General features: G+C 71.4%; 26 protein-coding genes. 13 read left to right on the top strand and 13 right to left on the bottom strand.

Features of this window, described 5'->3' with window-relative positions; translation table 11 throughout:
• Positions 1-95 precede the first annotated feature (95 nt).
• The 3 genes from ACXDC7_RS00460 to mshD form a co-directional block, all read right to left on the bottom strand.
• The gene (locus tag ACXDC7_RS00460) at positions 96-980 is read right to left on the bottom strand and encodes an NUDIX hydrolase (RefSeq protein ID WP_459220823.1); all 885 of its coding nucleotides are present in this window, start codon (positions 978-980) and stop codon (positions 96-98) included.
• 2 nt (positions 981-982) lie between these two features.
• Positions 983-3,088, bottom strand: coding sequence for an RNA degradosome polyphosphate kinase (locus ACXDC7_RS00455; RefSeq protein ID WP_246293351.1), 2,106 nt, complete (start codon positions 3,086-3,088; stop codon positions 983-985).
• Positions 3,089-3,201: 113 nt separating this feature from the next.
• Positions 3,202-4,077 (bottom strand): mycothiol synthase, encoded by an 876-nt coding sequence (gene mshD, locus ACXDC7_RS00450; RefSeq protein ID WP_459220822.1) that lies wholly within the window; start codon positions 4,075-4,077, stop codon positions 3,202-3,204.
• 24 nt (positions 4,078-4,101) lie between these two features.
• Here mshD and ACXDC7_RS00445 point away from each other — a divergent pair, with 24 nt between their 5' ends.
• On the top strand, positions 4,102-4,641 hold the full coding sequence (locus ACXDC7_RS00445) for a hypothetical protein (protein ID WP_459220821.1): 540 nt from the start codon (positions 4,102-4,104) through the stop codon (positions 4,639-4,641).
• Here ACXDC7_RS00445 and ACXDC7_RS00440 read toward each other — a convergent pair.
• A complete protein-coding gene (locus ACXDC7_RS00440; protein WP_179445343.1) occupies positions 4,638-5,294 on the bottom strand; it encodes a winged helix-turn-helix domain-containing protein in 657 nt (218 codons plus the stop codon). The genes ACXDC7_RS00445 and ACXDC7_RS00440 overlap by 4 nt on opposite strands.
• 50 nt (positions 5,295-5,344) lie before the next feature.
• On the opposite strand from ACXDC7_RS00440, the gene ACXDC7_RS00435 reads away from it, so the two are divergent.
• Positions 5,345-5,584: a MoaD/ThiS family protein gene (locus ACXDC7_RS00435; RefSeq protein WP_179445344.1), complete on the top strand. Its 240-nt coding sequence runs from the start codon at positions 5,345-5,347 to the stop codon at positions 5,582-5,584.
• Positions 5,585-5,670: 86 nt separating this feature from the next.
• On the opposite strand, the gene ACXDC7_RS00430 is transcribed toward ACXDC7_RS00435, so the two are convergent.
• Positions 5,671-6,516: an endonuclease domain-containing protein gene (locus tag ACXDC7_RS00430; protein ID WP_459220820.1), complete on the bottom strand. Its 846-nt coding sequence runs from the start codon at positions 6,514-6,516 to the stop codon at positions 5,671-5,673.
• A gap of 185 nt (positions 6,517-6,701) precedes the next feature.
• A complete protein-coding gene (dtd, locus tag ACXDC7_RS00425) occupies positions 6,702-7,127 on the bottom strand; it encodes a D-aminoacyl-tRNA deacylase (protein ID WP_459220819.1) in 426 nt (141 codons plus the stop codon).
• A gap of 42 nt (positions 7,128-7,169) precedes the next feature.
• Between dtd and ACXDC7_RS00420 the strand changes: the two genes are divergently transcribed.
• The 4 genes from ACXDC7_RS00420 to ACXDC7_RS00405 are packed head-to-tail and all read left to right on the top strand — an operon-like array spanning position 7,170 to position 9,737.
• The gene (locus ACXDC7_RS00420) at positions 7,170-7,301 is read left to right on the top strand and encodes a hypothetical protein (RefSeq protein ID WP_281370017.1); all 132 of its coding nucleotides are present in this window, start codon (positions 7,170-7,172) and stop codon (positions 7,299-7,301) included.
• A gap of 13 nt (positions 7,302-7,314) precedes the next feature.
• On the top strand, positions 7,315-7,815 hold the full coding sequence (locus ACXDC7_RS00415; RefSeq protein WP_459220818.1) for an FABP family protein: 501 nt from the start codon (positions 7,315-7,317) through the stop codon (positions 7,813-7,815).
• Entirely contained in the window at positions 7,815-8,765 is a 951-nt protein-coding gene (gene ygfZ, locus ACXDC7_RS00410) for a CAF17-like 4Fe-4S cluster assembly/insertion protein YgfZ (RefSeq protein ID WP_459220817.1), read from the top strand. Before ACXDC7_RS00415 ends, ygfZ begins: the two co-directional genes overlap by 1 nt.
• A gap of 24 nt (positions 8,766-8,789) precedes the next feature.
• Positions 8,790-9,737 carry an asparaginase gene (locus ACXDC7_RS00405; RefSeq protein ID WP_459220816.1) on the top strand — a complete coding sequence of 316 codons (948 nt, stop codon included), beginning with the start codon at positions 8,790-8,792 and terminating at the stop codon, positions 9,735-9,737.
• A gap of 19 nt (positions 9,738-9,756) precedes the next feature.
• On the opposite strand, the gene ACXDC7_RS00400 is transcribed toward ACXDC7_RS00405, so the two are convergent.
• A complete protein-coding gene (locus tag ACXDC7_RS00400; protein WP_459220815.1) occupies positions 9,757-10,911 on the bottom strand; it encodes a DUF418 domain-containing protein in 1,155 nt (384 codons plus the stop codon).
• A gap of 75 nt (positions 10,912-10,986) precedes the next feature.
• Between ACXDC7_RS00400 and ACXDC7_RS00395 the strand changes: the two genes are divergently transcribed.
• The gene (locus tag ACXDC7_RS00395) at positions 10,987-11,577 is read left to right on the top strand and encodes a TetR/AcrR family transcriptional regulator (RefSeq protein ID WP_459220814.1); all 591 of its coding nucleotides are present in this window, start codon (positions 10,987-10,989) and stop codon (positions 11,575-11,577) included.
• 2 nt (positions 11,578-11,579) lie between these two features.
• Here the strand turns inward: ACXDC7_RS00395 and ACXDC7_RS00390 are convergent, their stop codons facing one another.
• A complete protein-coding gene (locus ACXDC7_RS00390; protein ID WP_179445351.1) occupies positions 11,580-11,906 on the bottom strand; it encodes a hypothetical protein in 327 nt (108 codons plus the stop codon).
• A gap of 200 nt (positions 11,907-12,106) precedes the next feature.
• Between ACXDC7_RS00390 and ACXDC7_RS00385 the strand changes: the two genes are divergently transcribed.
• The 5 genes from ACXDC7_RS00385 to ACXDC7_RS00365 all read left to right on the top strand — a co-directional run bounded on the left by ACXDC7_RS00385 (position 12,107) and on the right by ACXDC7_RS00365 (position 17,930).
• On the top strand, positions 12,107-12,841 hold the full coding sequence (locus ACXDC7_RS00385; RefSeq protein WP_179445352.1) for an HAD family hydrolase: 735 nt from the start codon (positions 12,107-12,109) through the stop codon (positions 12,839-12,841).
• Between the two features lie 98 nt (positions 12,842-12,939).
• Positions 12,940-15,471, top strand: coding sequence for a glycoside hydrolase family 65 protein (locus ACXDC7_RS00380; protein WP_459220813.1), 2,532 nt, complete (start codon positions 12,940-12,942; stop codon positions 15,469-15,471).
• 54 nt (positions 15,472-15,525) lie between these two features.
• Complete coding sequence (locus ACXDC7_RS00375; RefSeq protein WP_459220812.1) at positions 15,526-15,957, top strand: helix-turn-helix domain-containing protein; 432 nt, start codon at positions 15,526-15,528, stop codon at positions 15,955-15,957.
• Between the two features lie 2 nt (positions 15,958-15,959).
• Positions 15,960-16,631 (top strand): hypothetical protein, encoded by a 672-nt coding sequence (locus ACXDC7_RS00370; RefSeq protein WP_459220811.1) that lies wholly within the window; start codon positions 15,960-15,962, stop codon positions 16,629-16,631.
• Positions 16,632-16,634: 3 nt separating this feature from the next.
• Positions 16,635-17,930: a sulfatase family protein gene (locus ACXDC7_RS00365; RefSeq protein ID WP_459220810.1), complete on the top strand. Its 1,296-nt coding sequence runs from the start codon at positions 16,635-16,637 to the stop codon at positions 17,928-17,930.
• A gap of 9 nt (positions 17,931-17,939) precedes the next feature.
• Here the strand turns inward: ACXDC7_RS00365 and ACXDC7_RS00360 are convergent, their stop codons facing one another.
• Positions 17,940-19,073 carry an MFS transporter gene (locus ACXDC7_RS00360; protein ID WP_459220809.1) on the bottom strand — a complete coding sequence of 378 codons (1,134 nt, stop codon included), beginning with the start codon at positions 19,071-19,073 and terminating at the stop codon, positions 17,940-17,942.
• Positions 19,070-19,432, bottom strand: coding sequence for an MFS transporter (locus ACXDC7_RS00355; protein ID WP_459220808.1), 363 nt, complete (start codon positions 19,430-19,432; stop codon positions 19,070-19,072). Before ACXDC7_RS00355 ends, ACXDC7_RS00360 begins: the two co-directional genes overlap by 4 nt.
• Before the next feature lie 86 nt (positions 19,433-19,518).
• On the opposite strand from ACXDC7_RS00355, the gene ACXDC7_RS00350 reads away from it, so the two are divergent.
• Entirely contained in the window at positions 19,519-19,944 is a 426-nt protein-coding gene (locus ACXDC7_RS00350; RefSeq protein ID WP_459220807.1) for a MarR family winged helix-turn-helix transcriptional regulator, read from the top strand.
• On the opposite strand, the gene typA is transcribed toward ACXDC7_RS00350, so the two are convergent.
• The 3 genes from typA to ACXDC7_RS00335 are packed head-to-tail and all read right to left on the bottom strand — an operon-like array spanning position 19,945 to position 25,428.
• Entirely contained in the window at positions 19,945-21,843 is a 1,899-nt protein-coding gene (gene typA / locus ACXDC7_RS00345; protein WP_179445359.1) for a translational GTPase TypA, read from the bottom strand.
• Positions 21,794-23,644, bottom strand: coding sequence for a hypothetical protein (locus tag ACXDC7_RS00340; RefSeq protein WP_459220806.1), 1,851 nt, complete (start codon positions 23,642-23,644; stop codon positions 21,794-21,796). The genes typA and ACXDC7_RS00340 overlap by 50 nt, the downstream gene beginning before the upstream one ends.
• On the bottom strand, positions 23,641-25,428 hold the full coding sequence (locus ACXDC7_RS00335) for an outer membrane protein assembly factor BamB family protein (protein WP_459220805.1): 1,788 nt from the start codon (positions 25,426-25,428) through the stop codon (positions 23,641-23,643). Before ACXDC7_RS00335 ends, ACXDC7_RS00340 begins: the two co-directional genes overlap by 4 nt.
• Between the last annotated feature and the right edge of the window lie 80 nt (positions 25,429-25,508).

Below are 25,508 nucleotides of genomic sequence, written 5' to 3'. Positions count from 1 at the left end.
TCCCTTCGGATTCATGGCTCAGCCGGCGGCTGACTTCCGATTCGGACGCTAAGCGCCCGCCGTGACGCGACCGTGCGCCTTGGGTGAACCGCGGGTTAACGGCCGATACCGGAGGGATCACGCTCCGCGGGCCCGCTGGACGCGGGGTCGGCGGACAGATTCCGGGTACGCAGCTCGCCCGGGACGAGGGCCGCCTCCGGCAGCCCCGCCGCGCGCAACATGTCGGGCAGCACGGGCCGGTGGCCGCACAGCACCACCGCCCGGCCGGTGCGGGCCGCCTCCCGGGCGGCGTCGGCCACGATCCGGCGTACCTGTGCCGGATCTCGCTCCCCGCAGGGTTCGGTGAGACCGGCGGGAAGCGCGATCCGGAGCCCGTGGCGGCTGGCATAGGGGCGTACCGTCGCCACGCAGCGCTCCGCGGGCGAACTGATCACGGTGCGCACCCCGTAGGCGGCCAACACGTCCGCCAGCGTGTCGGCCTGGCGCTGCCCGGCCGGGGCCAGCGGGCGGGCCAGGTCCGTGCCGTCCCAAGCCTTGCGGGCCAGCGCCTTGCCGTGCCGCAGCACGATCAGGGCCGGGCCGGGGCCGGCCGCCAGCGCCGCGGCCAGGGTCTGCCGGTCCGAGTCGTGGGTCAGTTCGCGGGCCGCCTCTGCCGGGCTCAGCCACCACGCGCGGTCGACCTCGTCGTCGGGGGTACGCGGCCTCTGCTCGAGCAGCCTCGCCCGCCACCAGTCGACCGACTTCGGTCCGGCGGGCGTCGGATAGTGCACCGTCGGCAGTTGGGCCTCCAGTGCGACGATCGCGCCGGTCTCCTCGGCGACCTCGCGGACGGCCGCGACGGCCGGATGCTCGCCGCGCTCCAGCTTGCCCTTGGGCAGCGTGATGTCGGCATGACCGGGGCGATGGACCACCAGGACGCGGCCCGAGCTGTCGAAGACGGCGGCGCCCGCGGCCAGGATCTTCCGGCCCGATCCGGACAACCTCAGCCGTCCTTGACGCGGCGCCGCGCGACCTGCTCGATCAGGTGCTCCTGCAGGTCGAGCAGCGGTTCGCCGGCGTCGTCGTGGGTGCGTTCGGTCCACTCCTCGTCCACCAGCCGCCACGCCGCGGTGCCGTCGTCGAAGGCGAGGGTGAACAGCTCCTCGATCCGGCGCACGTGGGCGGAGTTGTTCAGCGACACGACCGTCTCCACGCGGCGGTCGAGATTGCGGTGCATCAGGTCGGCCGAGCCGATCCCGACCCGCGGGCGCCCGCCGGCGGCGAACCAGAAGATCCGGCTGTGCTCCAGGAACCGGCCAAGCACCGAACGGACCCGGATGGTCTCGCTCAGCCCGGGCACGCCGGGGCGGATCGTGCAGATGCCGCGTACCCACAGATCAACGGGTACGCCGGCCTGCGACGCGCGGTAGAGCGCATCGGTGATCGCCTCGTCGACCAAGGAGTTCACCTTGAACCGGATGCCCGCGGGCAGCCCCGCGCGATGGTTGGCGATTTCGTCCTCGATCTGGGCGAGTAGCCCCTGCCGGATGCCGTGCGGGGCGACCAGCAGCCGGCGGTAGTTGACCTCCTGGGTCATCCCCGACAGGTGGTTGAACAGCCGTGCCACGTCCTCGGTGATGATCGGATTTGCGGTGAGCAGGCCCATGTCCTCATACATCCGCGCGGTCTTGGGGTTGTAGTTGCCGGTGCCGATGTGGGCGTAGCGCCGCAGCCCCTCCGGCTCCTCGCGTACCACCATCGACAGCTTGCAGTGCGTCTTCAGGCCCATCAGGCCATAGATCACGTGGCAGCCGGCCTGTTCCAACTTGCGGGCCCACGCGATGTTGGCCTGCTCGTCGAAGCGGGCCTTGATCTCGACCACCGCGAGCACCTGCTTGCCGGCCTGGGCCGCCTCGATCAGCGCGTCCACGATGGGCGAGTCGCCGGAGGTGCGGTAGAGGGTCTGCTTGATCGCCAGCACGTGCGGGTCGGCGGCGGCCTGTTCGATGAACCGCTGCACGCTGGTCGCGAAGCTGTCGTAGGGGTGGTGCAGCAGCACGTCGCGGCGCTTCAGCGCGCTGAACAGGTCGGCCGGCTGGGCGGTCTCGACCTCGGCCAGGTCGGGGTGGGTGGAGGGCAGGAAGGCCGGGTACTTGAGCTCCTCGCGATCCAACCCGCCGAGCCCGAACAGCCCGGTCAGGTCGAGCGGCCCCGGCACCGAGAAGACCTCCTCGGGGGAGATGTCGAGCTCGCCCATCAGCAGCTCGAGCATCTTCGGGTCCATGTCGTCCTCGACCTCCAGCCGCACGGGCGGCCGGCCGATCTTGCGCCGCAGCAGCTCCTTCTCCAGCGCGAAGAGCAGGTTCTCGGCGTCGTCCTCCTCCACCTCGAGATCTTCGTTGCGGGTCACCCGGAACATGTGATGCTGCAGCACCTGCATCCCGGAGAAGAGCTGGTCCAGGTGCCGGGCGATGACGTCCTCCAGCGGGACGAACCGGCCGTCGCCGAGGGCCACCAGCCGCGGCAGGATGTTCGGCACCTTGACCCGGGCGAACTGGCGCGCGCCGGTGGTCGGGTGCTTGAGCAGCACGGCCAGGTTGAGCGACAGCCCGGAGATGTAGGGGAAGGGGTGCGACGGGTCGACCGCGAGCGGGGTCAGGACGGGGAAGATCCGCTCGGCGAACAGGGTCCGCATCCGGTCCTTCTCCGGCGCCCGGAGCTGGTCCCAGCGCAGAATCTCGATGCCGTGGCCGGCGAGCTCCGGGCGTACCTGCTCGACGAATACCCGCGACTGCTCGCCGACCAGCTCGCGGGTGCGTTCGAGGATCGCTCGGTGCAGGTCGCGGGGGAGTACGCCGGACACGCCCGGCACCGCGACCCCGGCGGCCATCCGGCGTTTCAGGCCGGCCACCCGGACCATGAAGAACTCGTCCAGATTGGCCGAGAAGATCGCCAGGAACTTCGCTCGCTCCAGCAGCGGGATCCGCGCGCGGTCGCGGGCCAGGTCGAGGACCCGGTTGTTGAACGCCAGCCAGGACAGTTCCCGATCGGCGAAGCGATCATCGGGCAGGAAGGTGCCCGCTTCCGACTCTTCGGTGCGCGGCTCCAGACCGGCTGCCACCTCGACTCCCTTCAACTGTGTCGACATTTCCGGGGCGTCTCTGCCTGCCGTTGGTGTCGTGATCAAAGGTAGCCGACCGAGCGCGGCCGGGGCCGGTCCGATCAGGGCGCGGATGGCTCCGGTGCCGCGAGAACCACATCGCGGTGGGCGACCACGAAACCCGCCCGGCGATAAATGTCGACAACGCGCGGTTGATCATTCTCCACATAGAGGATGACGCGCCGCAGGCCGAGGCCGGCCAGATGCGCGAGGCCGGCGCCCAGCAGGGCCCGGCCGACGCCGCCGGACGAGGCGTCGGGGTCGACCGCGAGCACGTAGACCTCGCCGAGTTCGGCGTCGTGGCGCTTGGTCCAGTGGAAGCCGATCATCCGCTCGTCGCGGGTGGCGACGAGCAGATCCTCGTCGCGGTACCAGGGCTCGGCCATCCGCGAGGCGAGATCGGCGGCATCCATCGCGCCCTGTTCGGGGTGATGGGCGAACGCGCGGGCGTTGATGTCGATCACGGCGTCGGCGTCCGCGGGCCGATAACCGCGCAGGCTGACCCCGGCCGGCACTTCCGGCGCGTCCGGCGGGGGATCGGTGAGCGAGCGCTCCATGATCAACAACTCCCGCTCGGTGATCAGCCCGGCCCGCTGCGCCCACGCCCGCGCCGCGGGTTGATCACCGAAGGACCAGTAGCGCAGCTCGCGCGGATCGCGATCACCGGCGAGGGCACGGAGCAGGGCGGTGCCGTGACCGCGCCGACGCGCGCGGGGGTGCACGACGAGCTGGACATGATCATCGGCGAGCTGGCCGTAGCCGAGCAACTCGTCGCCGTCGGTCAGGGTGGCATGTCGCTCGCCGTCCGGGTGGGTCAGCGCGCGCAGCGCCGCCTCGTTCAGCGGCGGGGTGCCGTCGGTGGCTGTGGCCGCGGCCACGAGTCGGCGTACCGCCTCCGGATCCGGGGGGCGCACGGTCGCGACGGGCTGCTCGGTCACCGGGCAAGACTAGTCTGTGCTGCGATGTCGAACGCGCAATCACAGCCCGACCCCGTCCGGTCGGTTCCCGAGCAGCCGGCGGTCGAGCCGGGCCAGGCCGAGCGCAATCGCCGAGCGACGCTGGTCGGACTGGTGCTGGCCGTCGGGTCGGTGATCGCCGCGCTGGTCGCGCCGCTGTTCTCGGCCGCGGGCTACTCCTTCTCGTGGCCGTGGCTGGCAATCGCGGCGACGGTCGCCATGACGGCGATCGTCGGGCTGCAGTTCAGGTTGTGGGGGCGGGTGCGACGCGGCGTCGACGGGGTGTGGTCGTGGCGTACCGCCTCGTGGGCGGCGCACCTGCTGTCCTATCTGGTGGCGCTGCTCGGGCTGTTCGCGCTGCTGGTGTCGATGAACACCGACGGTCCCGTGTGGTTCGGCTTCTGGCTGTGGCTGCTGGCGGCGCTGGGGCTGCTCGCCGCCCAGGCATCGGGGGCGGTGCAGTATCTGCGGGAGGCGGGACCGCCCGGCACGCTGCCGGCCCATCTCCGACGGCTGCTCGACGGGTCGGCGCGGCTCGGGCGCTAGCGGATCGCCAGCCGGTAGCCGACATTGCGGACGGTGACGATCATCTGTTCGTACTCCGGCCCGAGCTTGGCCCGCAGGCGGCGCACGTGCACATCGACGGTCCGGGTGCCGCCGTAGTAGTCATAGCCCCACACGTCCGACAGCAACTGCTCGCGGCTGAACACGCGTCCGGGGTGTTGGACCAGGTACTTGAGCAGTTCGAACTCGGTGTAGGTCAGGTCGAGCGCGCGACCGTTCAGGCGTGCTGCATAGGCGGACTCGTCGATCTCGATCCCGCCGGAGGAGATCACCTCGTCCGCGGTGCTCGCCGACAGGCTGAGCCGAACCCGCGCGTCGAGCTCGGCCGGGCTGATGTCGGCCAGCACGAAGTCGTCGAAGCCCCAGTCGCCCGCCAGCGTGGCGAGGCCGCCCTCGGTCATGATCACCAGTACGGGCGCCTGATTGGTGCCCGACAGCAGCTTGCACATGGCGCGGGCGTTGACCAGGTCGCTGCGCGCGTCCAGCAGGATCAGATCGGCCGAGGGGAGTTCGGCGAGCTGGGAGGCGTCGGAGGGAATGACGCGGATCTGGTGGGAGAGCAGGCCGAGCGCCGGCAAGATGTCGACGGAGTTCGCGTCGCGGAGGTGCTTCGCGAGCAGCAGGATCTGCGCCACCGCACCTCCTCAGTTGGCATCGACCGGCGACCGTGGCACAGGATAATGGCATGTATCAGGTGACGATCCGGTTCTGGGCCGCAGCGCGGGCGGCCGCGGGCACGCCCGAGATCGCGGTCGGTGCGCGTTCGGTCGCCGAGGCGCTGGCCGGGCTGGACCGCGGGCCCGAGCTGGACCGGATCGTTGGCCTGAGCTCGATCCTGGTCGACGGGCGCCGGTCGGCCGATCTGGATGCCGAACTGACCGGCCCCGTCGTCGCCGAGGTGCTTCCCCCCTTCGCGGGCGGCTGAGCGCACTTTTCTGACGGGGAGCGCTGACGCTGTCGGGCGGGGCCGCGCCGTGTTGCCCGGAGCGACACTCCAGTGGCTGCTCGCGGTCAGGAAAGTGCGGCCACGATCTGCTCGACGACCAGATCGGGCTGGCCGGTCAGCGTCGCCCAGGTGAAGCGCAGGACCGTCCACCCTGCGAGCACCAAGGCGTTCTGGCGGGTCCGATCGCGCTCGAATGCCTCCCACGAGCGGTGGTGCTCCCACCCGTCTATCTCCACGACCACCCGGCGCTTACGGAAGACGATGTCGCCGTAGTAGCGCGAACCGCCGGCTTCGATCCCGGCGTTGGCGGTCCAGCCGGTGATGCCGGCGGCGTGCAGGATCGCGTGGGCGACCCGTTCGGCTCGCGACCATGGCTCGGCACGGGACGCTCGGAGCACGGCGCGGCGTACGGGATCGCCGTGCCGACGCCCGCATGTCTCGAAGGCGAGCCACATCTGGGTCAAGGTGGCACGTCGCATCCGCAGGACCTGGTCGATCGCGTCGCCCCCGTCGCCGGCAGCCAGGTCGACAGCGGTGAGTGCGGGCACGGTGCACGCCGGGCCCCCGCCGCGGGCGGTGAGCTCCGGAGGTACCTGTCGACGGGTGAATCGGGCGATGGCGTTAGACACGTGGTGCCGGGGCGCCGCCACGGCAAGAGGCAAGGTCGGCGCGTCTTGTCGCAGGATCGCCAATGCTGTGGCGCCGGTGAGTACGGCATCGGGATCGAATCGATGCAGGGCCGAAGCGCACAACGCCCAGTGGAGAGTGCCGGGCGGGGCCCAGATGCCCGGCAGGAGGCGCTGCAGTGCTCCCGCTCGGCTGGCGCGTTTGATCACATCGCGCAGGTCCGGATGATCGGCGATGGCGAGAAAGCCGTGGTCGGCAAGGGCGTCGTTCAGTAATGGGTGCATGCCCATACATGGGCTTCACGGGCGCGGTTCTGTGACTCGGGCGGGGATCTGTGGACAGATCACGGGGTCGGATTGCCCTGTGGATCCGCACTTTTCTGGGCAGAAGCTTGGCACCTTGAGGCGGATATCGCATGGCGGCGGGCCTCGGCTGGGACGGACCGGAACCCCTGGCCAGGAAAGTGCGGTCAGCCGTCCAGAACCAGGGTCACGGGCCCGTCGTTGACCAGCTCGACGGCCATCTCGGCGCCGAATCGCCCGGTCTCGACCGTGGCGCCGAGCCGTCGCAACTCGGCGACGAACTCCGCCACCAGCGGCTCGGCCACCGAGCCCGGGGCCGCTGCCGACCACGACGGGCGGCGGCCCTTGGCGGTGTCGGCGTAGAGCGTGAACTGCGAGATCACCAGCAGCGGCGCGCCCGCCTGTTCGGCAGAGGTCTCCTGGCGCAGGATCCGGAGCCGCCAGACCTTCGCGGCGAGGGCCCGCGCGGTGGCCGCGTCGTCGGTGTGGGTGACCCCGACCAGCACCACCAGCCCCGGTCCGTTCAGCTCGCCGACCACCTCCGCGCCCACCCGCACGCTCGCCCGGCTCGCCCGCTGCACCACCACCCGCACACTCGCGAGGCTAGCGCCGCGCGGGCTGGCTACAGTGGGGTGATGCCAACTGCGCCCGTGGTTCACGCCTGGCTCCTGGCCGGGGCGGCCGGCGCGGTGGCGATCATCATCCTGGTGGTGCTGGTCCGCCTCCTGATCGGGGCCTTCCGCACACCGACCGAGAGCGACGAGTGAGGAAGGCCGACCCGTGCCCTTCGAGATTCCCGACAACCTCAATCCCGACCTGATGCCGCTGGCCTGGCTGATCGGCCGTTGGGAGGGCACCGGCAAGGGCACCTGGCCCGGCACCGGAGACTTCGAGTACGGCCAACAGGTCGACATCTCCCACAACGGCGGCGACTACCTGCACTACCTGTCCCAGACCTTCGAGACCGACGACGAGGGCAAGGCGGTCCGGCCGCTGTCGATGGAGACCGGGTTCTGGCTGCCGGGCGGCGACGGCAATGTCGATCTGGTCCTCGCCCATCCGCAGGGGTACGCCGAGATCTGGTACGGCCACGTCGACGGCGCCAAGATCGAACTCGCCACGGATGCGGTGATGCGCACCAAGGACGCCGAGCCCGTCACCGGCGGCAGCCGGCTCTACGGCAATGTCGAGAACGACCTGCTGTGGACCTGGGACAAGGCCACCACCGAGGTGCCGCTGCAGGCCTACATGTGGGCGCGGCTGCAGCGCCGGAGCAACTGATGGGCGCGGTGATCGCCGAGGACGGCCCCGACGCCGGGGTGCCGTGGCACTACGGCGACCCGGGTGCCGAACAGCGCCTGCTGGAATCCGGCAGCGGCATCGTCGACCTCTCCCACCGCGGCGTGCTGACCATCGCCGGCCCCGACCGGCTGAGCTGGCTGCACTCGCTCAGCACCCAGCACCTCGAGGGGCTGCAGCCGGGCGAGTCCAGCACCGCGCTGTTGCTCGGGCCGACCGGGCACATCGAGCACGTGCTCCAGCTCGTCGATGACGGCGAGACCGTCTGGGCCCAGACCGAGCCCGGCCGGGTCGGTGATCTGGTCGCCTTCCTCGAATCGATGAGGTTCATGCTGCGCGTCGAGGTGACCGACCGCACCGAACAGCTCGGCATCGTCTGGCAGCCGGGTACGCCGCCCGCGGGCCGGATCACCCGATCGGGCGAGGACTCGCTCGGCGGCTATGAGTCGTTCGTCCCGCGTGATCATCTGTCCGACTACCTGGATCAGCCCGAGCAGCGGGCCGGCACCTGGGCCTACGAGGCACGGCGGATCGCCGCCGGCGTACCCCGCGTCTTCGTCGACACCGATCACCGCACCATCCCGAACGAGATCGGACTGCTCGGCACCCACCTGGAGAAGGGCTGCTACCGCGGGCAGGAGACCGTCGCGCGGGTGCACACGCTCGGCCGCCCTCCCCGACGACTGGTGCTGCTGCATCTGGACGGCAGCGTCGATGCGCTCCCGGAGCGGGGCGCGGAACTGACCCTGGGCGACAAGACGGTCGGCTTCGTCGGTTCATCGGTACGCCATCACGAGCTCGGGCCGATCGGGCTCGGACTGATCAAGCGCAATGTGCCGGTGGAGGCGACGCTCGCCGCCGGCGAGATCAGCGCTGCCCAGCAGGTCCTGGTCGACCCCGAGGTCGGCCTGCACGTGCGGGCGCGGCTCTGATCGGTGATGCGTTACCTTCGCCGGATGCGAAGTGAGTCTGACCCGGTCGTCGTCCAGGTGGTCCGAAACGATCTTGTCGAGAGCGAGCATCGTGCGCGGGTGGTGATCACCGCGCCCGGCGGTGCGGTCGAATGGTCGGCCGGCCCGGTCGCCGAGCCGATGTACCCGCGCAGCAGCAGCAAGCCGATGCAGGCCGTCGGGATGCTGCGCAGCCGGCTTGATCTCGACGGCGAGCTGCTGGCCCTGGCCGGGGCATCGCACTCGGGTGAGGACTTCCATCGGGAGGGTGCGCGGCAGATCCTGGCCGGCGTCGGCCTGGGGCCGGAGGTGCTGCAGAACATCCCGGACTGGCCGGTCGACGACGACGCCAGGATCGAATGGATCCGGGCGGGCCACGGCCCTGAGGTGATCGCGATGAACTGCTCGGGCAAGCACGCGGCCATGATCAGGACCTGCGTGATCAACGACTGGCCGATCGAGAACTACCGCGATCCGGCACATCCGTTGCAGGTGGCGATCGCCTCCGCGATCGCGGAGCTGGCCCGAGAACCGGTCGGGCCGGCGGCCGTGGACGGCTGCGGTGCCCCGCTGTTCGCGATCTCGCTGACCGGCCTGGCCCGCGCCTTCGGTCGGATCGCCGCGGCCGCCGACGGCCCGGAACGCAAGCTCGCCGAGGCGTTCCGGGCGTACCCGGAGTGGGCCTCTGGCACCCGCCGCGACGAGGCCGCCCTGCACCGGGCGATCCCCGGGTTGGTCGGCAAGGCCGGCGCCGAGGCCGTCTATGCGGTCGGGCTGCCCGACGGTCGGGGGGTGGCGCTCAAGATCGACGACGGATCCTTCCGCGGCCGGGCGCCGCTGATGGCGGCGACCCTGCGCAAGCTGGGGTACGCCAATGCCACCCTCGACGCCCAGCTCGCCGTGCCCGTGCTGGGGCATGGCGAGCCGGTCGGCGAGCTGCGGGTGCGGTTGTAGCCGCCCCGATCGGGCAGGGTCAGCGCGCGTCAACCGGGTCGGGCCTGCGGCGGGTGGTGAGGGCGGCGTACCCGCGGGCCCACAGCCACTCCAGCGGACCCCGCTCGAAGCGCCGCAGCCACAGATGGGCGAGGGCGCAGATGATCACCGAGATCGCCAGCCAGGCGACGACGGTCACCGGCAACCGCCAGGTCGGCGGCATCGAGTTGAGGCCGAAACCCCAGCCGTAGAACGCGACGGAGGCGATCACGTTCTGCAGCACGTAGCCGCTGAGCGCCACCCGACCGAGGTCGGCAAGGCGTCGCCCGATCCAGCCGGGGGACCGCCCGGTGGTCAGCTCGGCGATCAGGCCGAGCAGCCCGACGGCGGCGATCGGCGCCAGCACCCAGCGGGTCAGCGGCAGCCACCCGGTGCCCGTCATCCCGAGGGTCAGGTCGGCCACCAGAGCGATCGCTCCGATGATCATGCAGCGCCGACGCAGGGATCCGCGTTCGGGGTCGAACATGCCCGCCCGATACAGCTTGGCGCCGATCAGGAACAGCGCGATGCTGCCGAAGCCGATCAACACCGGCTCGAACCGGAAGATCACGGCATTGTCGATCCGCAACGCCACCAGATCCCACCAATTGCCGTCGCGGTAGGGGTTCGGGTCGATCGGTGCGGCCGAGCCGAAGGAGGCGACCCCCGACACGAAGGCGGCTGTCAGCCAGCCGATCAACAGCAGGTGCAGGCCGCCCATGATCAGGATCCAGGTACGCTGCCTGCGCGGGCTGGTCGCCAACAGGTACGCCACGATCGCCCCGGTCACGGCGTACCCCATCAACACGTCGAACTCGATCACCAGCAGATAGTTGAGCACCCCGTCGAGGAACAGCAGCGCCGCCCGCCACGGATAGCTGCCGGGCCAGCGCCGACCGTGGCGGGCGGCGGCGTCGGCCTGGATCGCGAGGCCGATCCCGAACATCAGGGTCAGCAGGCCGAGGAACTTCCCGTTGGCCACTTGCTGCATCGCCCGCTCCGCGCTCGCCTGCCAGGCCGGGGCGCCCGGTGTGGTGGGCGAGCCGAGGTAGCCGAGCATCCCGGCCGGGTGGCTGAAGATCCAGATGTTGGTGCCCAGCGTGCCGAGAATGGCAATCCCGCGGGCGATGTCGAGCCCGTGGATCCGGTCAGCCATGGGGTCTCCTTCTCAGCGTTATTTATCACAGATGAGATAGAAGGCAACGTAGCACAGGCGTGACACAATAAGCAGATGCCGAAGATCGTCGACGCGGACGAGCGACTTGCCACGATCCACGAGGCGGTGTTCCGGCTGGTGGAGCGGGGTGGCGTACCCGCCGCCTCGCTGCGCAATGTGGCCGACGAGGCCGGCCTGAACGTCGGTTCCGTGCGGCACTACGTGGGCAGCCACACCGAGCTGCTGCGGGGCGCGGTCGGCCGTCTCCAGGAGCGGGTGACGGCCCGGCTGCTTCGGCATGCGGACGGCCTCCGTGCCGACGTCGCGGCGACACGGCGCGGGGAGATCGCCATCGACATGCTCGAGGAATTGGTCCCGCTCGATGCCGAGCGGCGCCAGGAGGCCGCGCTGTGGCAGGCCTTCCTGGAGCATGCGCGGGTGCACGACGACATCGGCGGGCTCGCGACCGAGATGGCGGGCGGCATCCGCGAGTTCACCGGGCGCCTGCTCGCCGCGGCCGGGGTGAGTGCCACCGCCGTGCCCGCGGAGGCGCTCGCCTGCGTGCTCGATGGGCTGGCCGTCGCGACGCTGCACGACCCGGCCGCCTACGACCGCCGGCGCGTGCGCGCGATCCTGCGCTGGCAGCTCACCCGCACCCTGACCTGAGCTCAGCGGCGCCCGCGCCTCCCCGAGCGCTTGCGTTCGGCGCGCTCGCGCTCCAGCTCCGCGGCGCGCCGCCGTCGGCGCCGGGCCGCGACCAGGCCACCGATCACCGCGCCGATCGCCATGATCGCCAGCACGGCAGGGATCAGTCCGGTCCACGGCCCGCACTGGTAGGACACCGCCCCGTCGGGCGTGGCGACGTATCGGCACAAGAACACGTCCCGCAGCGGGAGCTGCGCGACCAGCGCCACGACGAACCCCGCCACGGCGCCGATGATGGCGCCGAACGCAACCCAGTCCCACAGCGGGGTGAGCCCCCGGCGTCGCCGCATCGCACCTCCCGAGCCGTCGCGAGCATCCGCACCCGAACCTAGCCCTGCCCGGCAAGCGCGCGTCGGAGGTTCCTTTCGGCTCGGCGTCGCGCGCGCCGAACCGCGCCGTTGCGGGATCGGGTCGGCACCGCGTCTCGCCGAGTGGAACATCCCCGGCGCCGGTGGCGCGGCGATCCGGCCCGCGCCCCTAGGGTGGGTCCATGACCGAGCACTCGTTCAATCTCGACGATGTCGACGCCGTGCTGTTCGATCTTGACGGGGTGATCACGCCGACCGCGGTGGTGCACATGCGGGCGTGGGACAAGATGTTCAACGAGTTCCTCGCCACCCGCCCGGGCCAGGCGCCCTACACCGAGCAGGACTACTACGACTACGTCGACGGCAAGCCCCGCTACGAGGGGGTTCGCTCCTTCCTGCAGGCCCGGGGCATCGAGCTGCCCGACGGCAGCCCCGAGGACCCGCCGGAGGCCGACACCATCGGCGGCCTCGGCAACCGCAAGAACGCGCTGTTCACCAAGGTGCTCGCCGACGAGGGGATCGAGGCCTATCCGGGCTCGGTGCGCTACCTGGACGAGCTGGCCAAGAAGGGTACGCGGACCGCGATCGTCTCCTCGTCCAAGAATGCCCGCGACGTGCTCGCCACCGCCGGGCTGTTGGACCGCTTCGAGGTGATCGTCGACGGGATCGTGGCCGCCGAGCGCGGTCTGCCGGGCAAGCCCGAGCCCGACACCTTCGCCGATGCGGCGCGCCAGCTCGGCGTACCCAACTCCCGTGCGGCGGTCTTCGAGGACGCGATCTCCGGGGTCCGCGCGGGCCGTGCCGGCGGCTTCGCCCACGTCGTCGGGGTGGACCGCGGTGCCGGGCCTCAGGCGCTGGCCGATGCCGGGGCCGATGTCGTCGTCGCCGACCTCGCCGAACTCCTGCCCCGACAGTGAACCGGGCGGCTTGACAGCGGGGCTACGCTCGCCCGGGCAGCACCGCCGGGCCGCCACCATCGACTTCCCGCCAACCCACCACCGCGAAAGAACCCGCGATGCACAAGTACCCCTCCCCACACACGCCGCCCCCGGCGCTCGACCCGATGGACCGGACCCGGTTCCCGGTCGATGAGTGGGGGCTGGTCGAGGACTACTACAGCGGCGAGGACCTCGGCGTGACCGAGACGTTGTTCGCCGTCGGCAACGGCTATCTCGGGATGCGGGGTACGCCGGTCGAGGGCCGCGACACCTATGCCCACGGCACCTTCATCAACGGCTTCCACGAGACCTGGCGGATCGAGCACGCCGAGGATGCCTTCGGCCTGGCGCGGGTCGGGCAGACGATCGTGAACGTGCCGGACACCAAGGTGATGAAGATCTACGTCGACGACGAGCCGCTGCTGCTCGCCGACGCCGATCTCGAGGAGTATTCCCGCGTCCTCAGCTTCCGCGACGGCATGCTCACCCGCGAGCTGATCTGGCGTACCGGTTCGGGCAAGCGGGTACGCATCCGGACCCGGCGGATGGTCTCCTTCGCCGAGCGCCATGTCGCGCTGATGACCATGACCGTCGAGCTGCTGGACGGGGACGCGCCGATCGTGATCTCCAGCCAGGTGCTGAACCGCCAGGACGGCAAGGACGAGTACCACGTCCGGTCGGCGGCGATGGGTGAGGGCACGGACCCGCGCAAGGCCGAGAGCTTCGACCGTCGGGTGCTGGAGCCGCAGTTCAAGGAGGTCGTCAACGAGACCCGGCTGCTGCTCGGCTACCGGACCGCGGAATCGAAGATGACCCTGGCCGTCGGCGCCGAGCACCTGATCCGCACCGAGAACAGCTACAAGATCTTTTCCGAGGCCGAGGACGATTCGGCCAAGTCGGTGTTCCGGGTCGATGCGCGCGAGGGCGTACCGATCGAGCTGGACAAGGTGGTCACCTACCACACTTCGCGCGGCGTTCCGGTGCGCGAGCTGGTCGACCGCTGCCGGCGGACACTGGACCGGGTACGCGTGGACGGTGTGGAGAGCCTGTTCGAGCGGCAGCGCGAGCTGCTGGACGGCTTCTGGGAGCGCTCCGATGTGATCATCCACGGCCAGCCCGAGGTGCAGCAGGCCGTGCGCTGGAACCTGTTCCAGCTCGCGCAGGCGGGGCTGCGGGCCGAGACCCAGGGCGTACCGGCCAAGGGCATGACCGGCTCCGGTTACGGCGGGCACTACTTCTGGGACACCGAGGTCTATGTGCTGCCGTTCTTCACCTACACGACGCCGCGGGTGACCCGGAATGCGCTGCGCTTCCGCTACCGAATGCTGGAGGCCGCGCGGAAGCGGGCGGGTGAGCTGGCCCAGCTCGGCGCGCTGTATCCGTGGCGGACGATCAACGGCGAGGAGGCGTCGGCCTTCTTCGCCGCGGGGACCGCGCAGTACCACATCGACGCCGACGTGAGTTATGCGCTGATGCGCTACTTCGCCGCCACCCAGGACTGGGACTTCATGATCAGGGAGGGCGCGGAGATCCTGGTCGAGACCGCCCGGCTGTGGGAGGACCTCGGCTTCTGGCGCGCCAACGGCGACAAGTCCTTCCACATCCACAGCGTCACCGGCCCGGACGAGTACACCACCGTGGTGAACGACAACCTGTTCACCAATGTGATGGCGATGTTCAACCTGGACGCGGCGGCGAAGGTGCTGGCCGCCATCCATGAGCGCGATCCGGAGGCCTACGAGCGGATCGCCCGGCAGCTCAACCTGTCCGATGCCGAGGTGGATTCCTGGCGCCGGGCCGCGGACGCGATGTTCGTCCCGTTCGATCCCGAGCTCGGCGTACATCCCCAGGACCTGCACTTCCTGGAGCGCGAGGTCTGGGATCTTGATCACACGCCCGATGATCAACGCCCGTTGATGTTGCACTATCACCCGCTGGTGATCTACCGCTTCCAGGTGCTCAAGCAGGCCGATGTGGTGCTGGCCATGTACCTGCGCGGTGACTACTTCTCCGAGGCGGAGAAGCGGGCGAACTTCGAGTACTACGACCCGATCACCACCGGCGACTCGACCCTGTCGGCGGTCGTCCAGTCGATCGTGGCGGCCGAGGTCGGCTATCACGAACTGGCGCTGCGCTATTTCTATGCCGGGCTGTTCGTCGATCTGGATGATCGGCACGGCAATGCCAGCGACGGCGTGCACGTGGCATCGGCGGGCGGCATCTGGTCCTGCCTGGTCGCGGGCTTCGGCGGGATGCGCGATTTCGGGGGCGACCTGACCTTCGACCCGCGGCTGCCGAGCGAGTGGGAGGGGCTCACCTTCCGGCTGCGCTGGCACGACTCGCGGATCCTGGTCGAGCTCTCCCAGGACAAGATCGTTTTCACCGTCACCGACGGCGAGCCGGTACGCCTGGCCGTGCGCGGCGAGAAGATCACCGTCGAGCCCGGCGAGCCCCGCGAGGTCGCCCTCGACGGGCAGGGCAACCGGATCGGCGGCAATGTCGGCACCCTGCCGATGGTGGCCGGCAAGCGCGAGGACGGCAGCACGATCACCTCGACCGTGCCGCGTACCCGGCTGGATCTCGGCGCCTCGGGGCCGGCCGCGACCTGAGGATTGCTAGCTGGGCCCCTTGAAAGTGCTAGCTACAGCTAGCAGGATGGGGCCATGTCTGCGCGGCCGAAGGTGAGCGAGCAACTGGGGGAGCATGTCAGCTCCCTCGGGGAGTTCATCGCGGCGCAACGCAGGTCGGCGGAGCTGTCCCTGCGGCAGCTCGCCGAACAGGCCGGGGTCTCCAATCCCTACCTGAGCCAGATCGAGCGCGGACTGCGCAAGCCCTCGGCCGAGGTCTTGGCCCAGCTCGCCAAAGCGCTCCGCGTGTCCGCGGAGTCGCTGTATGTACGTGCCGGAATCCTCGACCCCGACGATGCCGCTGCTCCGCTGGACGTGGTGACGGTGATCGCGTCGGACCAGCAGCTCAACCCACGCCAGAAGCAGGCGTTGGTCGAGGTCTACTCCGCGTTCGTGCAGCTCAACGCCTCCGGCCGACCGGCCGAGGGCCAACCAGCATCTGTCCCGCAGACCGAGCAAGGGAGTTGATCATGACCTCAGATCCGAACCAGGAGCACACCAGCGAGCCGACCGGGCCGTATGAGTCCGGACCGCAGCACGCCGCCGGCGACATTCCGGCCACCGATCAGGCGAGCACCGATTACGCGAGCACCGACCCGACGGGCGGCGGTGCGGCGGCCGACACGGGCAGCCCGAGCGAGGACGTCAAGGAGGACCTGAAGGCCACCTCGGCGCAGATCGCCGACGCCGGTGTGAAGAGCCTCTACGCCCTCGCGGGTCTCGCCGATGCGGTCGCCGAGCAGATCCGCAAGCAGGCCGAGGCGGCGGGCGAGGCCCGCCAGCAGCGCGCCTCGGAGCGGGAGAACAAGCGCCAGGAGGAGGCCGACCGGCTGCGCAAGGCGCTGAACGACGCCCCGGAGCAGATCAAGGCGCTGCCGGACACCCTGCGCGAGCAGTTGGAGAAGTTCATGGAGGCCTTCGACGAGCTGGCCGGCCGCGGGCGCGAGCGGATCGACCAGGTCCGCGAGCAGGTCGCCACCAGCGTCCGCGAGGGCGCCAAGGAGGGCAAGGCCGAGGCCGAGCAGCGTGCCGAGACCGCCGATGCCGACGCGCGGCAGGCGGCCGACGAGGCCGCCGAGCGCGCCGAGAAGCTGGCCGACGAGATCGACCCGAACACCGACACCGGCAACCGCCAGGCCTGATCGATGGGCGATCCGGCCGAGAGCTTCCTGTTCGTCCATCTGCACGACCTGGGCCGCCAGCTCGGCAGCTACGGTGCGGTCGGCGCACGGAGCCCTCGGCTGGATCGCCTTGCCGCGCAGGGCATCCGCTGGACCGATGCCCATTCCACGGCCCCGCTCTGCTCGCCCGCCCGCGCGTCGTTGTTCACCGGGCGCTATCCGCACGAGGTCGGCATGGACGGCCTGGCCCACCACGGCTTCGGCTACCCGCCCGGCGTGCGCACCATGCCGGCGATCCTCGGGGAGCACGGGTACGCCACGGCACTGTTCGGGATGCAACACGAGAGTCTTGACCCCGCCACGCTCGGCTTCGCCGCGTGGGACACCGGCGACGACCGCTGCGACTGGGTCGCCGATCACGCCGGCGCCTGGCTCGATGATCATGCCGACCGCGCGCCCGATCAGCCGTTCCTGCTGGTCGCGGGCATGTTCGAGACGCACCGGCCCTGGGACGACTACGAGCCGGTCGATCCGGACACCATCCGCCCGCCCGGCTTCCTGCCCGACGTGCCGGCGGTGCGAGGCGACCTGGCCGGGATGTACGGGGCGCTGGAGCGCGCGGACGCCGCGATCGGTTGCCTGCTGGACCGGCTGGCCGCCTCCGGTCTGGCCGACCACACCTGGGTGATCATCACCACCGACCACGGGATTGCCTTCCCCGGCGCCAAATCCACCCTGGCTGGCGCCGGCACCGAGATCGCGTTGATCATCCGCCCGCCGGGAGCCTCCGGCATCGCGCCGGCCGTCCGCGAAGACTTGTTCTCCGGGGTCGACCTGCTGCCGACGATGCTCGGCCTGGCCGGCGTACCCATCCCCGACGAGGTCAGCGGGGTCTCCCACGCCGACCGGATCCGCGACCCGCGGCACGCGCCGCCGCCGCGCGAGTCGATCTTCACCGAGCGCACCTATCACGACGACTACGACCCGATGCGGGCCGTGCGGACCGGTGACTGGGCGTACCGGGAGAGCTATGCCGACCGGCCTCGGATCGCGCTCCCGCTGGACATCGCCGAGAGCCCGAGCGCGACCGCGCTGGACGAGTCGGCCCGCGCGCCCCGCCCACGCCGCGAGCTCTACCGCCTCGCCGACGACCCCTACGAGACAACGAATCTCGCCGAGGACGAGCGGTACGCCCGGATCCGCGACGAACTCGCCGAACGCCTGGCGTACTGGCGTGCCGACACCGGCGACGAGTTGCCCGACGAGGCCGCCGGCAACGCCCGGGCCGCGGAGTTCATGGCCCGCTGGGTCGGCGGCTGACCCGCCCCGTCACGCCCGGACCGCGCGGCGGCGCAGCAGGTGCACCGCGCCGGTCGCGGCGAGGCCGGCCAGCGTCAGGCCGATCACCACGGCGATCGCGGTCGGCATCCCGGGCAGCAGCCGGCCGGGTGCAGCCGCCGCGCCCGCGCCGGAGCTGGCGACGATCGCGGTGACCACCGCGATCATCACCGCGCCGCCGACCTGGATGAACGTGTTCAGCAGCCCCGAGGCCAGCCCTTGCTCGGCGCTGGCGACCCCGGCCGTCGCCTGGGAGTTGATCGCCGGGAACAGTACCGCGAAGCCCGCGCCGAGCAGCAGGATCGTCGGGAACAGGAAGTTCCAGTAGCTCATCCCGGGCTCGGTGCGCAGGAAGAGCAGGTACGCCGCGGAGAAGAATGCCAGCCCGAGCGTGATCAACACCACGGTCGGTACGCGGCCCAGCACCTTGTCCATCTTGGTCGCCGACGCCACCACCAGGATCCCGGCCGGCAGGAAGCCCAGCGCCATCGCCATCGGCGACCAGCCGAGCGCCTCCTGGACATAGAGCGTGACCAGGAACTGGAACGCGGCGTAGCCGCCGAACATCACGAAGCCGGTCAGATTGGCGTGCACCAGCAGCACCGAGCGCAGGATGCCCAGCCGGACCAGCGGGTGCGGGTGGCGCAGCTCGATGATCACGAAGGCGACGGCCAGCAGCGCCGCGCCGGCGAGCATGGCGATGGTGGACGGCGCGGCCCAGCCGGCGTGCGGCGCGTTGACGACGGCGTAGACCAGGAGCAGCAGCGACCCGGTCGAGGTGAGCGCCCCGAGCAGGTCGAAGTGCGCGAGGCGGAAGGCGCTCGACGCGGCCCGCGGGATGACCAGCAGACCGAGCACGGTGAGCACGATCGCCACCGGACCCGGGAAGAGCAGCGTGGCACGCCAGTCGACCTCGGTGAGCAGCCCGCCGAAGACCAGACCCAGCGAGAACCCGCTCGCCCCGCAGACCGTGTAGATCGAGAACGCGCGGTTGCGGGCCGGTCCCTCGGCGAAGGTGGTAGTGATGATCGACAACCCGGCCGGCACCGTGAACGCGGCCGCCACGCCCTTGATGAAGCGCAGCGCGATGATCAACTCCGCCGAGGAGACCAGCCCGCTGATCACCGAGGCGATGCCGACACGGCGACGGCGACCAGGAAGGTACGCCGCCGGCCCAGCAGGTCGGCTGCCCGCCCGCCGAGCAGCAGCAGGCCTCCGTACCCGAGCACATAGCCCGAGACCAGCCACTGCAGGGTCGAGGGGTCGAGTCCGAGGGCGGCCCGGATGGAGGGCAGGGCGACGCCGACCATGGAGATGTCGAGGCCGTCGAGGAAAAGCGCGCCGCACAGAACGACCAGCAGCAGCCAGGTTCGTGAGGTCCAGCCGGCGGAGCTGGTGATGGCGAAGGTGTTCGAGGTGTCCGGATCGGTTGCCGGGATCGACGGCGGCGTGGCGTCGACGGAGCACGTCCTGGGAGCAGTCATGAGGAACACTCTATGCATGTGCATTAGATGCGCAAGTAACAAATGCGTGAACAAATATCTGGCGGGACCGTGGTAGCATCGCCGGCATGTCGACTGATGCCGCCGCCGGACGGGTCGTCGACGCCCGCTGTGAGGACGATGACGAGCTGGCTACCATCTGGCACGACCTGATGGCGAAGTACCACCGGGTCGCCTGCGCGCTCGATCGCGCCCTGGCCGAGCACGGGCTGAGCGGCAGCGAGTTCGACGCGCTGGAGCAGTTGGCGGGCGCCGACGGCGGCCAGTTGCGGATCGGTCAGCTCGCGGAGAACGGCCACCTCACCCAGAGCGCCCTGTCCCGCCTGGTCGCGCGGCTGGAGCGCGACGGGCTGGTCGAGCGCATGATGTGCGCGCAGGACCGGCGCAGCATCTTCGTCAAGATCACCGCCGCCGGGCGGGCCCGCTACCGCAAGGCCCGGCCGGCCCAGCGCGCCGCCCTGCGCGCCGAGACCAGCCGCTGCGGCTGGGCCTGATCAGCCGCGGGCGCGGTTGCGCGCCTTCGACCGATCGTTCGCCGCGAGCAGCGTCTTGCGGATCCGCACCCCGTCCGGGGTGACCTCCAGGCACTCGTCGCCGCGGCAGAACTCCAGCGCCTGCTCCATGTTCAGCAACCGCGCCGGAATCAGCCGCTCCAGCTCCTCGCCGGTGGAGGAGCGCACGTTGGTGAGCTTCTTCTCCTTGGTCGGGTTGACATCCATGTCGTCGGCCCGCGAGTTCTCCCCGACGATCATGCCCTCATAGACCTCGGCCCCGGGCGCGACGAACATCGTCCCGCGCTCCTGCAGGTTGAACAGCGCGTACGCCGTGACCACCCCGGAACGGTCGGCCACCAGCGAGCCCGTGGGCCGCGTGCGCAACTCGCCGAACCACGGCTGGTACTCCTCGAACACATGGTGCATCAGGCCCGTGCCGCGGGTCTCGGTGAGGAACTCGGTGCGGAAGCCGATCAGCCCGCGCGCCGGCACGAGGTACTCCAGGCGTACCCAACCGGTGCCGTGGTTGATCATCTGCTCCAGTCGGCCGCGGCGGGTGCCGAGCAACTGGGTGACCGTGCCCATGTGCTCCTCGGGCACGTCGATGGTCAGCCGCTCGACCGGCTCGTGCAGCTTCCCATCGATCTCGCGGGTCACCACCTCGGGCTTGCCGATGGTCAGCTCGAAACCCTCGCGTCGCATCGTCTCCACCAGCACCGCGAGCTGCAGCTCGCCGCGGCCCTGGACCTCCCAGGTGTCGGGACGCTCGGTCGGGTTCACCCGGATCGAGACATTGCCGATCAGCTCCTGATCAAGCCGGGCCTTCACCAGCCGCGCGGTCAGGTTCTTGCCCGACTTGCCGGCCAGCGGCGAGGTGTTGATGCCGATGGTCATCGAGATCGACGGCTCGTCGACGGTGATCAACGGCAGCGGCTGCGGATTCTCCGGGTCCGACAGCGTCTCGCCGATGGTGATCTCGTCGATGCCCGCGATCGCGACGATGTCGCCCGGGCCGGCATGGTCGGCCGGCTCGCGGGTCAGCGCCTTGGTGATCAACAACTCGCTCAGCTTGACGTTGCGTACGCTGCCGTCGGCCCGGCACCAGGCGACGAGCTGGTTGCGGTTCAGCTCGCCCGCGACCACCCGGCACAGCGCCAGCCGGCCGAGATAGGGCGAGGCGTCCAGGTTCGTCACGTGCGCCTGCAGCGGCGCGCCCTCGACATAGGACGGCGCCGGGATGTGATCGAGGATCGTCGCGAACAGCGGCCCGAGATCGTCGCTGTCCGGCATATCGCCGTCGCCCGGCTGGGTCAGCGACGCCCGCCCCGCCTTCGCCGACGCGAACACCACCGGGAAGTCCAGCGCATCGTCGGCGGCGTCGTCGTCCAGCAGGTCCATGAACAGGTCGTAGGTCTCCTCGACCACCGCCGAGATCCGCGCATCGGGCCGGTCGACCTTGTTCACCACCACGATGATCGGCAGCTTCTTCGCCAGCGCCTTGCGCAGCACGAACCGGGTCTGCGGCAGCGGGCCCTCCGAGGCGTCGACCAGCAGCACCACACCGTCGACCATCTCCAGCCCGCGCTCCACCTCGCCGCCGAAGTCGGCGTGGCCCGGGGTGTCGATGATGTTGATAGTCACGGAATCGCCCGCCGGCGTGCGGTGCTCGACCGCCGTGTTCTTGGCGAGGATGGTGATGCCCTTCTCCCGCTCCAGGTCCCCGGAGTCCATCACCCGGTCGTCGACGGACTGGTTGTCGCGGAAGGCGCCGGACTGCCACAGCATCGCGTCGACCAGGGTGGTCTTGCCGTGGTCGACGTGCGCGACGATTGCGACATTGCGCAGATCGTCACGGCTGCGGCGTACCTCGGAAGGCGCGGTGGACAGGTCGTTGGGCATGCGGGCTCCGTCGGAAGTGGGGCGGATGACCGGGCGAGTCTACCGGTGCCGCGGGCTCGCCCGGTTCCGCGCCGCGCAGCGCCGCCGCCAGCACGGAGGCCAGCACGACCAGCAGCAGCGGTACGCCGAGATCGCGCGCCCCGGAGCTGACGATCCCGTCGAAGCTGGTCGTGTTCCCGGTGCTCGTGGTGAGCGTGGTGGCCGCGACCAGCAGCACCGCCACCAGCAGATTCGCCAGCACCAGGGTGATCCGGGAGGAACGGGGGAAGCGAGGGGAGTCGCCGTTGGCGAGATCGCCCGAGGTCAGCACCGTCCAGAACAGCGCCAGCACCGCGACCACCCCGCCGACCGACTGCAGCACCGTCCCGACCGGGTCGGCCAACAGCTCGAGATTCGCGATCGCCACCGTGATCAGCAGCGCCGTCAGGTACGCCTCGGCGACCGGGCCGGTGAGCCGGCCGCGCGCGGCGGTGATGATCAACATCGCCGCCACGACGAGCCCGGCCAGCAGCCCGACCGCAGCCGGCTCGATCCGGAACGAGGAGACCTCACCGAACTGCAGCAGACCCTGTACGACGCCTACGGCGAACAACAGCTCGGCCGGACCGCGTACCCCGCGCACCGCCAGGCGCAGGCCGAGGCCGATGCAGATCACCGCCGCCGCCACCGCGCCGATCGAGCCGACCAGGGTCGGGTTGGCGGAGACGGCCGTGAGGATCTCGGCCACCGCGTCGCTGAACGGGACGGCCGCCCAGGTGACTTGCCAGGTCGCCAACATCACCACCGGCAGGATCAGCACCGCCGACACCGCGCCGAGCGCGACCGCGGCCGGCCACGCCACGGTGGGCAGGTGGTCGATCAGCTCCCCGACGCCGGTGGAGGCGGGGGAGCGCTCGTCGGCAAGCGCGTCCAGCAGCGCCCAACCGATCGCGATGGCGAGCAGTACCGCCGCGGCCGAGGCCAGGCCGGTCGCGGCGTCGAGCCAGCCCAGCGACCCGGCCACGAGCTGCCAGCCGGCACCGCCCACGGCCGCCACCGCCACCACGGCGGTGGCCACGACCAGGCCGCGCGGCACCCGGCCGGGCCGGCCCGCCGCCCGCGCTCGCGCGGTGCCCAGCTCCACCACCCACAGGCACAGCGAACACGCGACCGCGGCCAGCGATGCCCCCGCCAGCAGGGCGGCCGGCACCGCGGCGGAGGCGGCGGCCAGCGCGAGGATCTGCACCGATCCCGCCGACGGACGCGCCTGACCGTCGGCGATCCGGGCCGCCGCGAGCGCCAGCGGCAGATAGGTCGTGACGAGGACCAGCGCCCAGACCGCCGCGAACTCCCACCAACGCGGCGCGGCCCGACGGCGCAGCACGGCCAGGCCGCCCAACACCAGCCAGGTCACCGGCCCGGCGGCCGAGACCGGATCGGGCCAGACGTGACCGGGCAGCGCCGCGATCACCGTCAGTGCGGCCCCGACGAAGCCCCACAGGGCCAGCGCCAGGGGCAGCGGGGCGTGCAGGGCCGTCGTCTGCGCCAGCGCCAGCACCACGGTCAGCGCGAACAGCACCAACTGCGGGCCCAGCGGCACGGCCAACCCGGACGCCGAGCCGCGCAGGGGCAGCAGCTCCGTCTCGGCCAGCGACACCGCGGCCAGCGCGGCGACGATGATCATCGCGACCAGCAGCCCGATCGCGCGCATCCCCGGCGCCCAGTCGCGGACCCGCGGCGCGCCCTGGCGTACCGGCTCGACGAAGACGCGATCGACCAGGGCGACCACCAGCCCGCCGACGCCTGTGCGCCGCGGGCTCACCGGATCCACCACAGCTCCCGGGTGTCGTCCTCGCGCGTGGACCCGGTCACCAGCAGCCCGTCCGGGCCGCTGCCGAAGGTCATCGCCTGGCTGGGGGTGGTGTCGTTCGGCAGCGCGAGGTCGCGCACCGGCGCGCCGGCATCGTCCAGCACCAGCACCCGGCCGTCGGTGGCCAGCGCGGTCCAGCCGGGGCCGGCGGCGATGCCGAGTACGCCGGGTTGCTGCCAGGCGGTCGATCCGTCGCCGCGCAGCGCCACCGTGGCGTCCGGGCCGCCCAGCACGGCCAGGTCGCCCCCGCCGGCGACGGTCTGCGGGGGCTCCGGCAGCGACTGCGACCAGAGCAGGGAGCGGTCCGCGCCGAGGCCGAGGACGGTGCCGTCGCCGGCGGCCGCCACGGTGACCCCGCCCGGCAACAGGGCCGCGCCGATGATGGTGCGATCGCGCACGGTCCACAGTTGCTCGCCGTCCGCCGCCGACAACAGCACGAGCGTGCCGTTGTCCAGCACGGCGATGCGGGTGTCGTCGACCACCGGTGCGGCGTCGAGCCGGCCGGTCGCGGTCCGCCAGCGGGTTGCCCCGGTGGCCGCATCGATCAGCTCGACGCCGCCGCGGGCCCCGGTGGCCAGCAGTGCGTCCCCGCTCGGCTGCAGCTCGCTGATCGGCGAGTCGGTCCGCCGCGACCAGACCGGTTCCCCGGCGAGCGTGCGGGCCGACAGCTCCCCGCGGTCGGTCGCCGTCACGACCAGGCCGGCGGTCCGGGCCGCCGCCGTGACCCAGCCGCCCGGGGTGACGAAGTCGGTGACCAGGCGGTCGCCGTCGGTCGCCCGGGTGGCCGCGGCGGGCATCGGGTCGGCGACGATCAGCTCGCGGGGCCCGACGAGCAGCCAACGGTTTCCGACCGGCGCCAGCGGACGGCGGACGTCCGGAACGATCTGTCCAAACTCGGCCGCGGCGCGGTACCAGACCACCTCCGCCGCGCTGCCCGTCCCCGCGGCGGGGGCCCAGTCCGGCAGTGCCGCAGCATCTCGCCCCCCGATCGAGACCGCCGGTCGAGGGCCCGCGGCCGCGACCCACCCGGTCACCTCGTCGGCGCCGCCGTACTCGATCCCGACCAGGCCCGCGCCGCCCGGGCTGTCCCGCGGGCAGAACGTGTAGCGCTGGTCGTCGCCGCCCTCCGGGGTCAGCACCGCGCTCGTGCACCCGGGCCGGCCGGGCGCCGGCTCGTTGCGTACCCGCAGGTCGGCCGCGGCGGGTTCGAGCTCGGTCCTCAGCTCGGTGCGGGCGGTGACGGTCTCGCCGCGCCGGGTGGCCGCGGTGAACAGCGGCACGCTCGGCGCATAGGCCACCCGCCCGACCGGGGCGCTCAGGTAGAGCAGGCGTACCTCCTCGCCGAAGGAGAACCCGAGCTCGGTCGGCCCGTCGGCCCCGGGCGCGGTGAACCGGGCCACCAGCAGCCGGTCGCCCCGGTCCGGCGCGCTCAACCCGTCGAGCAGCGCCGGCGCCAGGGTGTTGCCGAGCTCGTACCAATTGGTCGGCCGGGTCTGGGTGAGCACCGCGGTGTCGCCGCTGCCGTTCGCCGCGACGACGGGGGTGGTGGCCCCGTCGGCGGCCAGGAACTCCTCGAACGGGCCCGCCGCCGGTCGCGGCGCGAGCCAGCCGACCGACACCGCGACGGCGGCTGCGGTCAGGCCGGCCAGCAGCGCGATCGCCAACGCCTCGGTCCGACGACGGGCGGGCTGCCCGGTCGGCGCCGCGGGCGGCGGTGCGAGGGCGGTCGGCGACACGAGCCGAAGTTTGCGCGAGGCACGGCTGATCGGCAACCGGCCGCGCGTGATTGGAGGCGCGGCGTGCCGCGCGTGGTTGG

It is taken from the genome of Naumannella huperziae (genome assembly GCF_054073625.1).
The sequence above is the reverse complement of the archived record's forward strand: the minus strand, read 5'-3'. Positions and strand labels throughout refer to the sequence as shown.

Excerpts from the sequence above, each read along its gene's own strand:
- ACXDC7_RS00445 (WP_459220821.1), top strand. The coding sequence starts at position 4,102 with ATGTCGAACGCGCAATCACAGCCCGACCCCGTCCGGTCGGTTCCCGAG.
- ACXDC7_RS00435 (WP_179445344.1), top strand. The coding sequence starts at position 5,345 with ATGTATCAGGTGACGATCCGGTTCTGGGCCGCAGCGCGGGCGGCCGCG.
- ACXDC7_RS00430 (WP_459220820.1), bottom strand. The coding sequence starts at position 6,516 with ATGCACCCATTACTGAACGACGCCCTTGCCGACCACGGCTTTCTCGCC.
- ACXDC7_RS00420 (WP_281370017.1), top strand. The coding sequence starts at position 7,170 with ATGCCAACTGCGCCCGTGGTTCACGCCTGGCTCCTGGCCGGGGCGGCC.
- ygfZ (WP_459220817.1), top strand. The coding sequence starts at position 7,815 with ATGGGCGCGGTGATCGCCGAGGACGGCCCCGACGCCGGGGTGCCGTGG.
- ACXDC7_RS00405 (WP_459220816.1), top strand. The coding sequence starts at position 8,790 with ATGCGAAGTGAGTCTGACCCGGTCGTCGTCCAGGTGGTCCGAAACGAT.
- ACXDC7_RS00400 (WP_459220815.1), bottom strand. The coding sequence starts at position 10,911 with ATGGCTGACCGGATCCACGGGCTCGACATCGCCCGCGGGATTGCCATT.
- ACXDC7_RS00395 (WP_459220814.1), top strand. The coding sequence starts at position 10,987 with ATGCCGAAGATCGTCGACGCGGACGAGCGACTTGCCACGATCCACGAG.
- ACXDC7_RS00390 (WP_179445351.1), bottom strand. The coding sequence starts at position 11,906 with ATGCGGCGACGCCGGGGGCTCACCCCGCTGTGGGACTGGGTTGCGTTC.
- ACXDC7_RS00385 (WP_179445352.1), top strand. The coding sequence starts at position 12,107 with ATGACCGAGCACTCGTTCAATCTCGACGATGTCGACGCCGTGCTGTTC.
- ACXDC7_RS00380 (WP_459220813.1), top strand. The coding sequence starts at position 12,940 with ATGCACAAGTACCCCTCCCCACACACGCCGCCCCCGGCGCTCGACCCG.
- ACXDC7_RS00375 (WP_459220812.1), top strand. The coding sequence starts at position 15,526 with ATGTCTGCGCGGCCGAAGGTGAGCGAGCAACTGGGGGAGCATGTCAGC.
- ACXDC7_RS00370 (WP_459220811.1), top strand. The coding sequence starts at position 15,960 with ATGACCTCAGATCCGAACCAGGAGCACACCAGCGAGCCGACCGGGCCG.
- ACXDC7_RS00365 (WP_459220810.1), top strand. The coding sequence starts at position 16,635 with ATGGGCGATCCGGCCGAGAGCTTCCTGTTCGTCCATCTGCACGACCTG.
- ACXDC7_RS00355 (WP_459220808.1), bottom strand. The coding sequence starts at position 19,432 with ATGACTGCTCCCAGGACGTGCTCCGTCGACGCCACGCCGCCGTCGATC.
- ACXDC7_RS00350 (WP_459220807.1), top strand. The coding sequence starts at position 19,519 with ATGTCGACTGATGCCGCCGCCGGACGGGTCGTCGACGCCCGCTGTGAG.
- typA (WP_179445359.1), bottom strand. The coding sequence starts at position 21,843 with ATGCCCAACGACCTGTCCACCGCGCCTTCCGAGGTACGCCGCAGCCGT.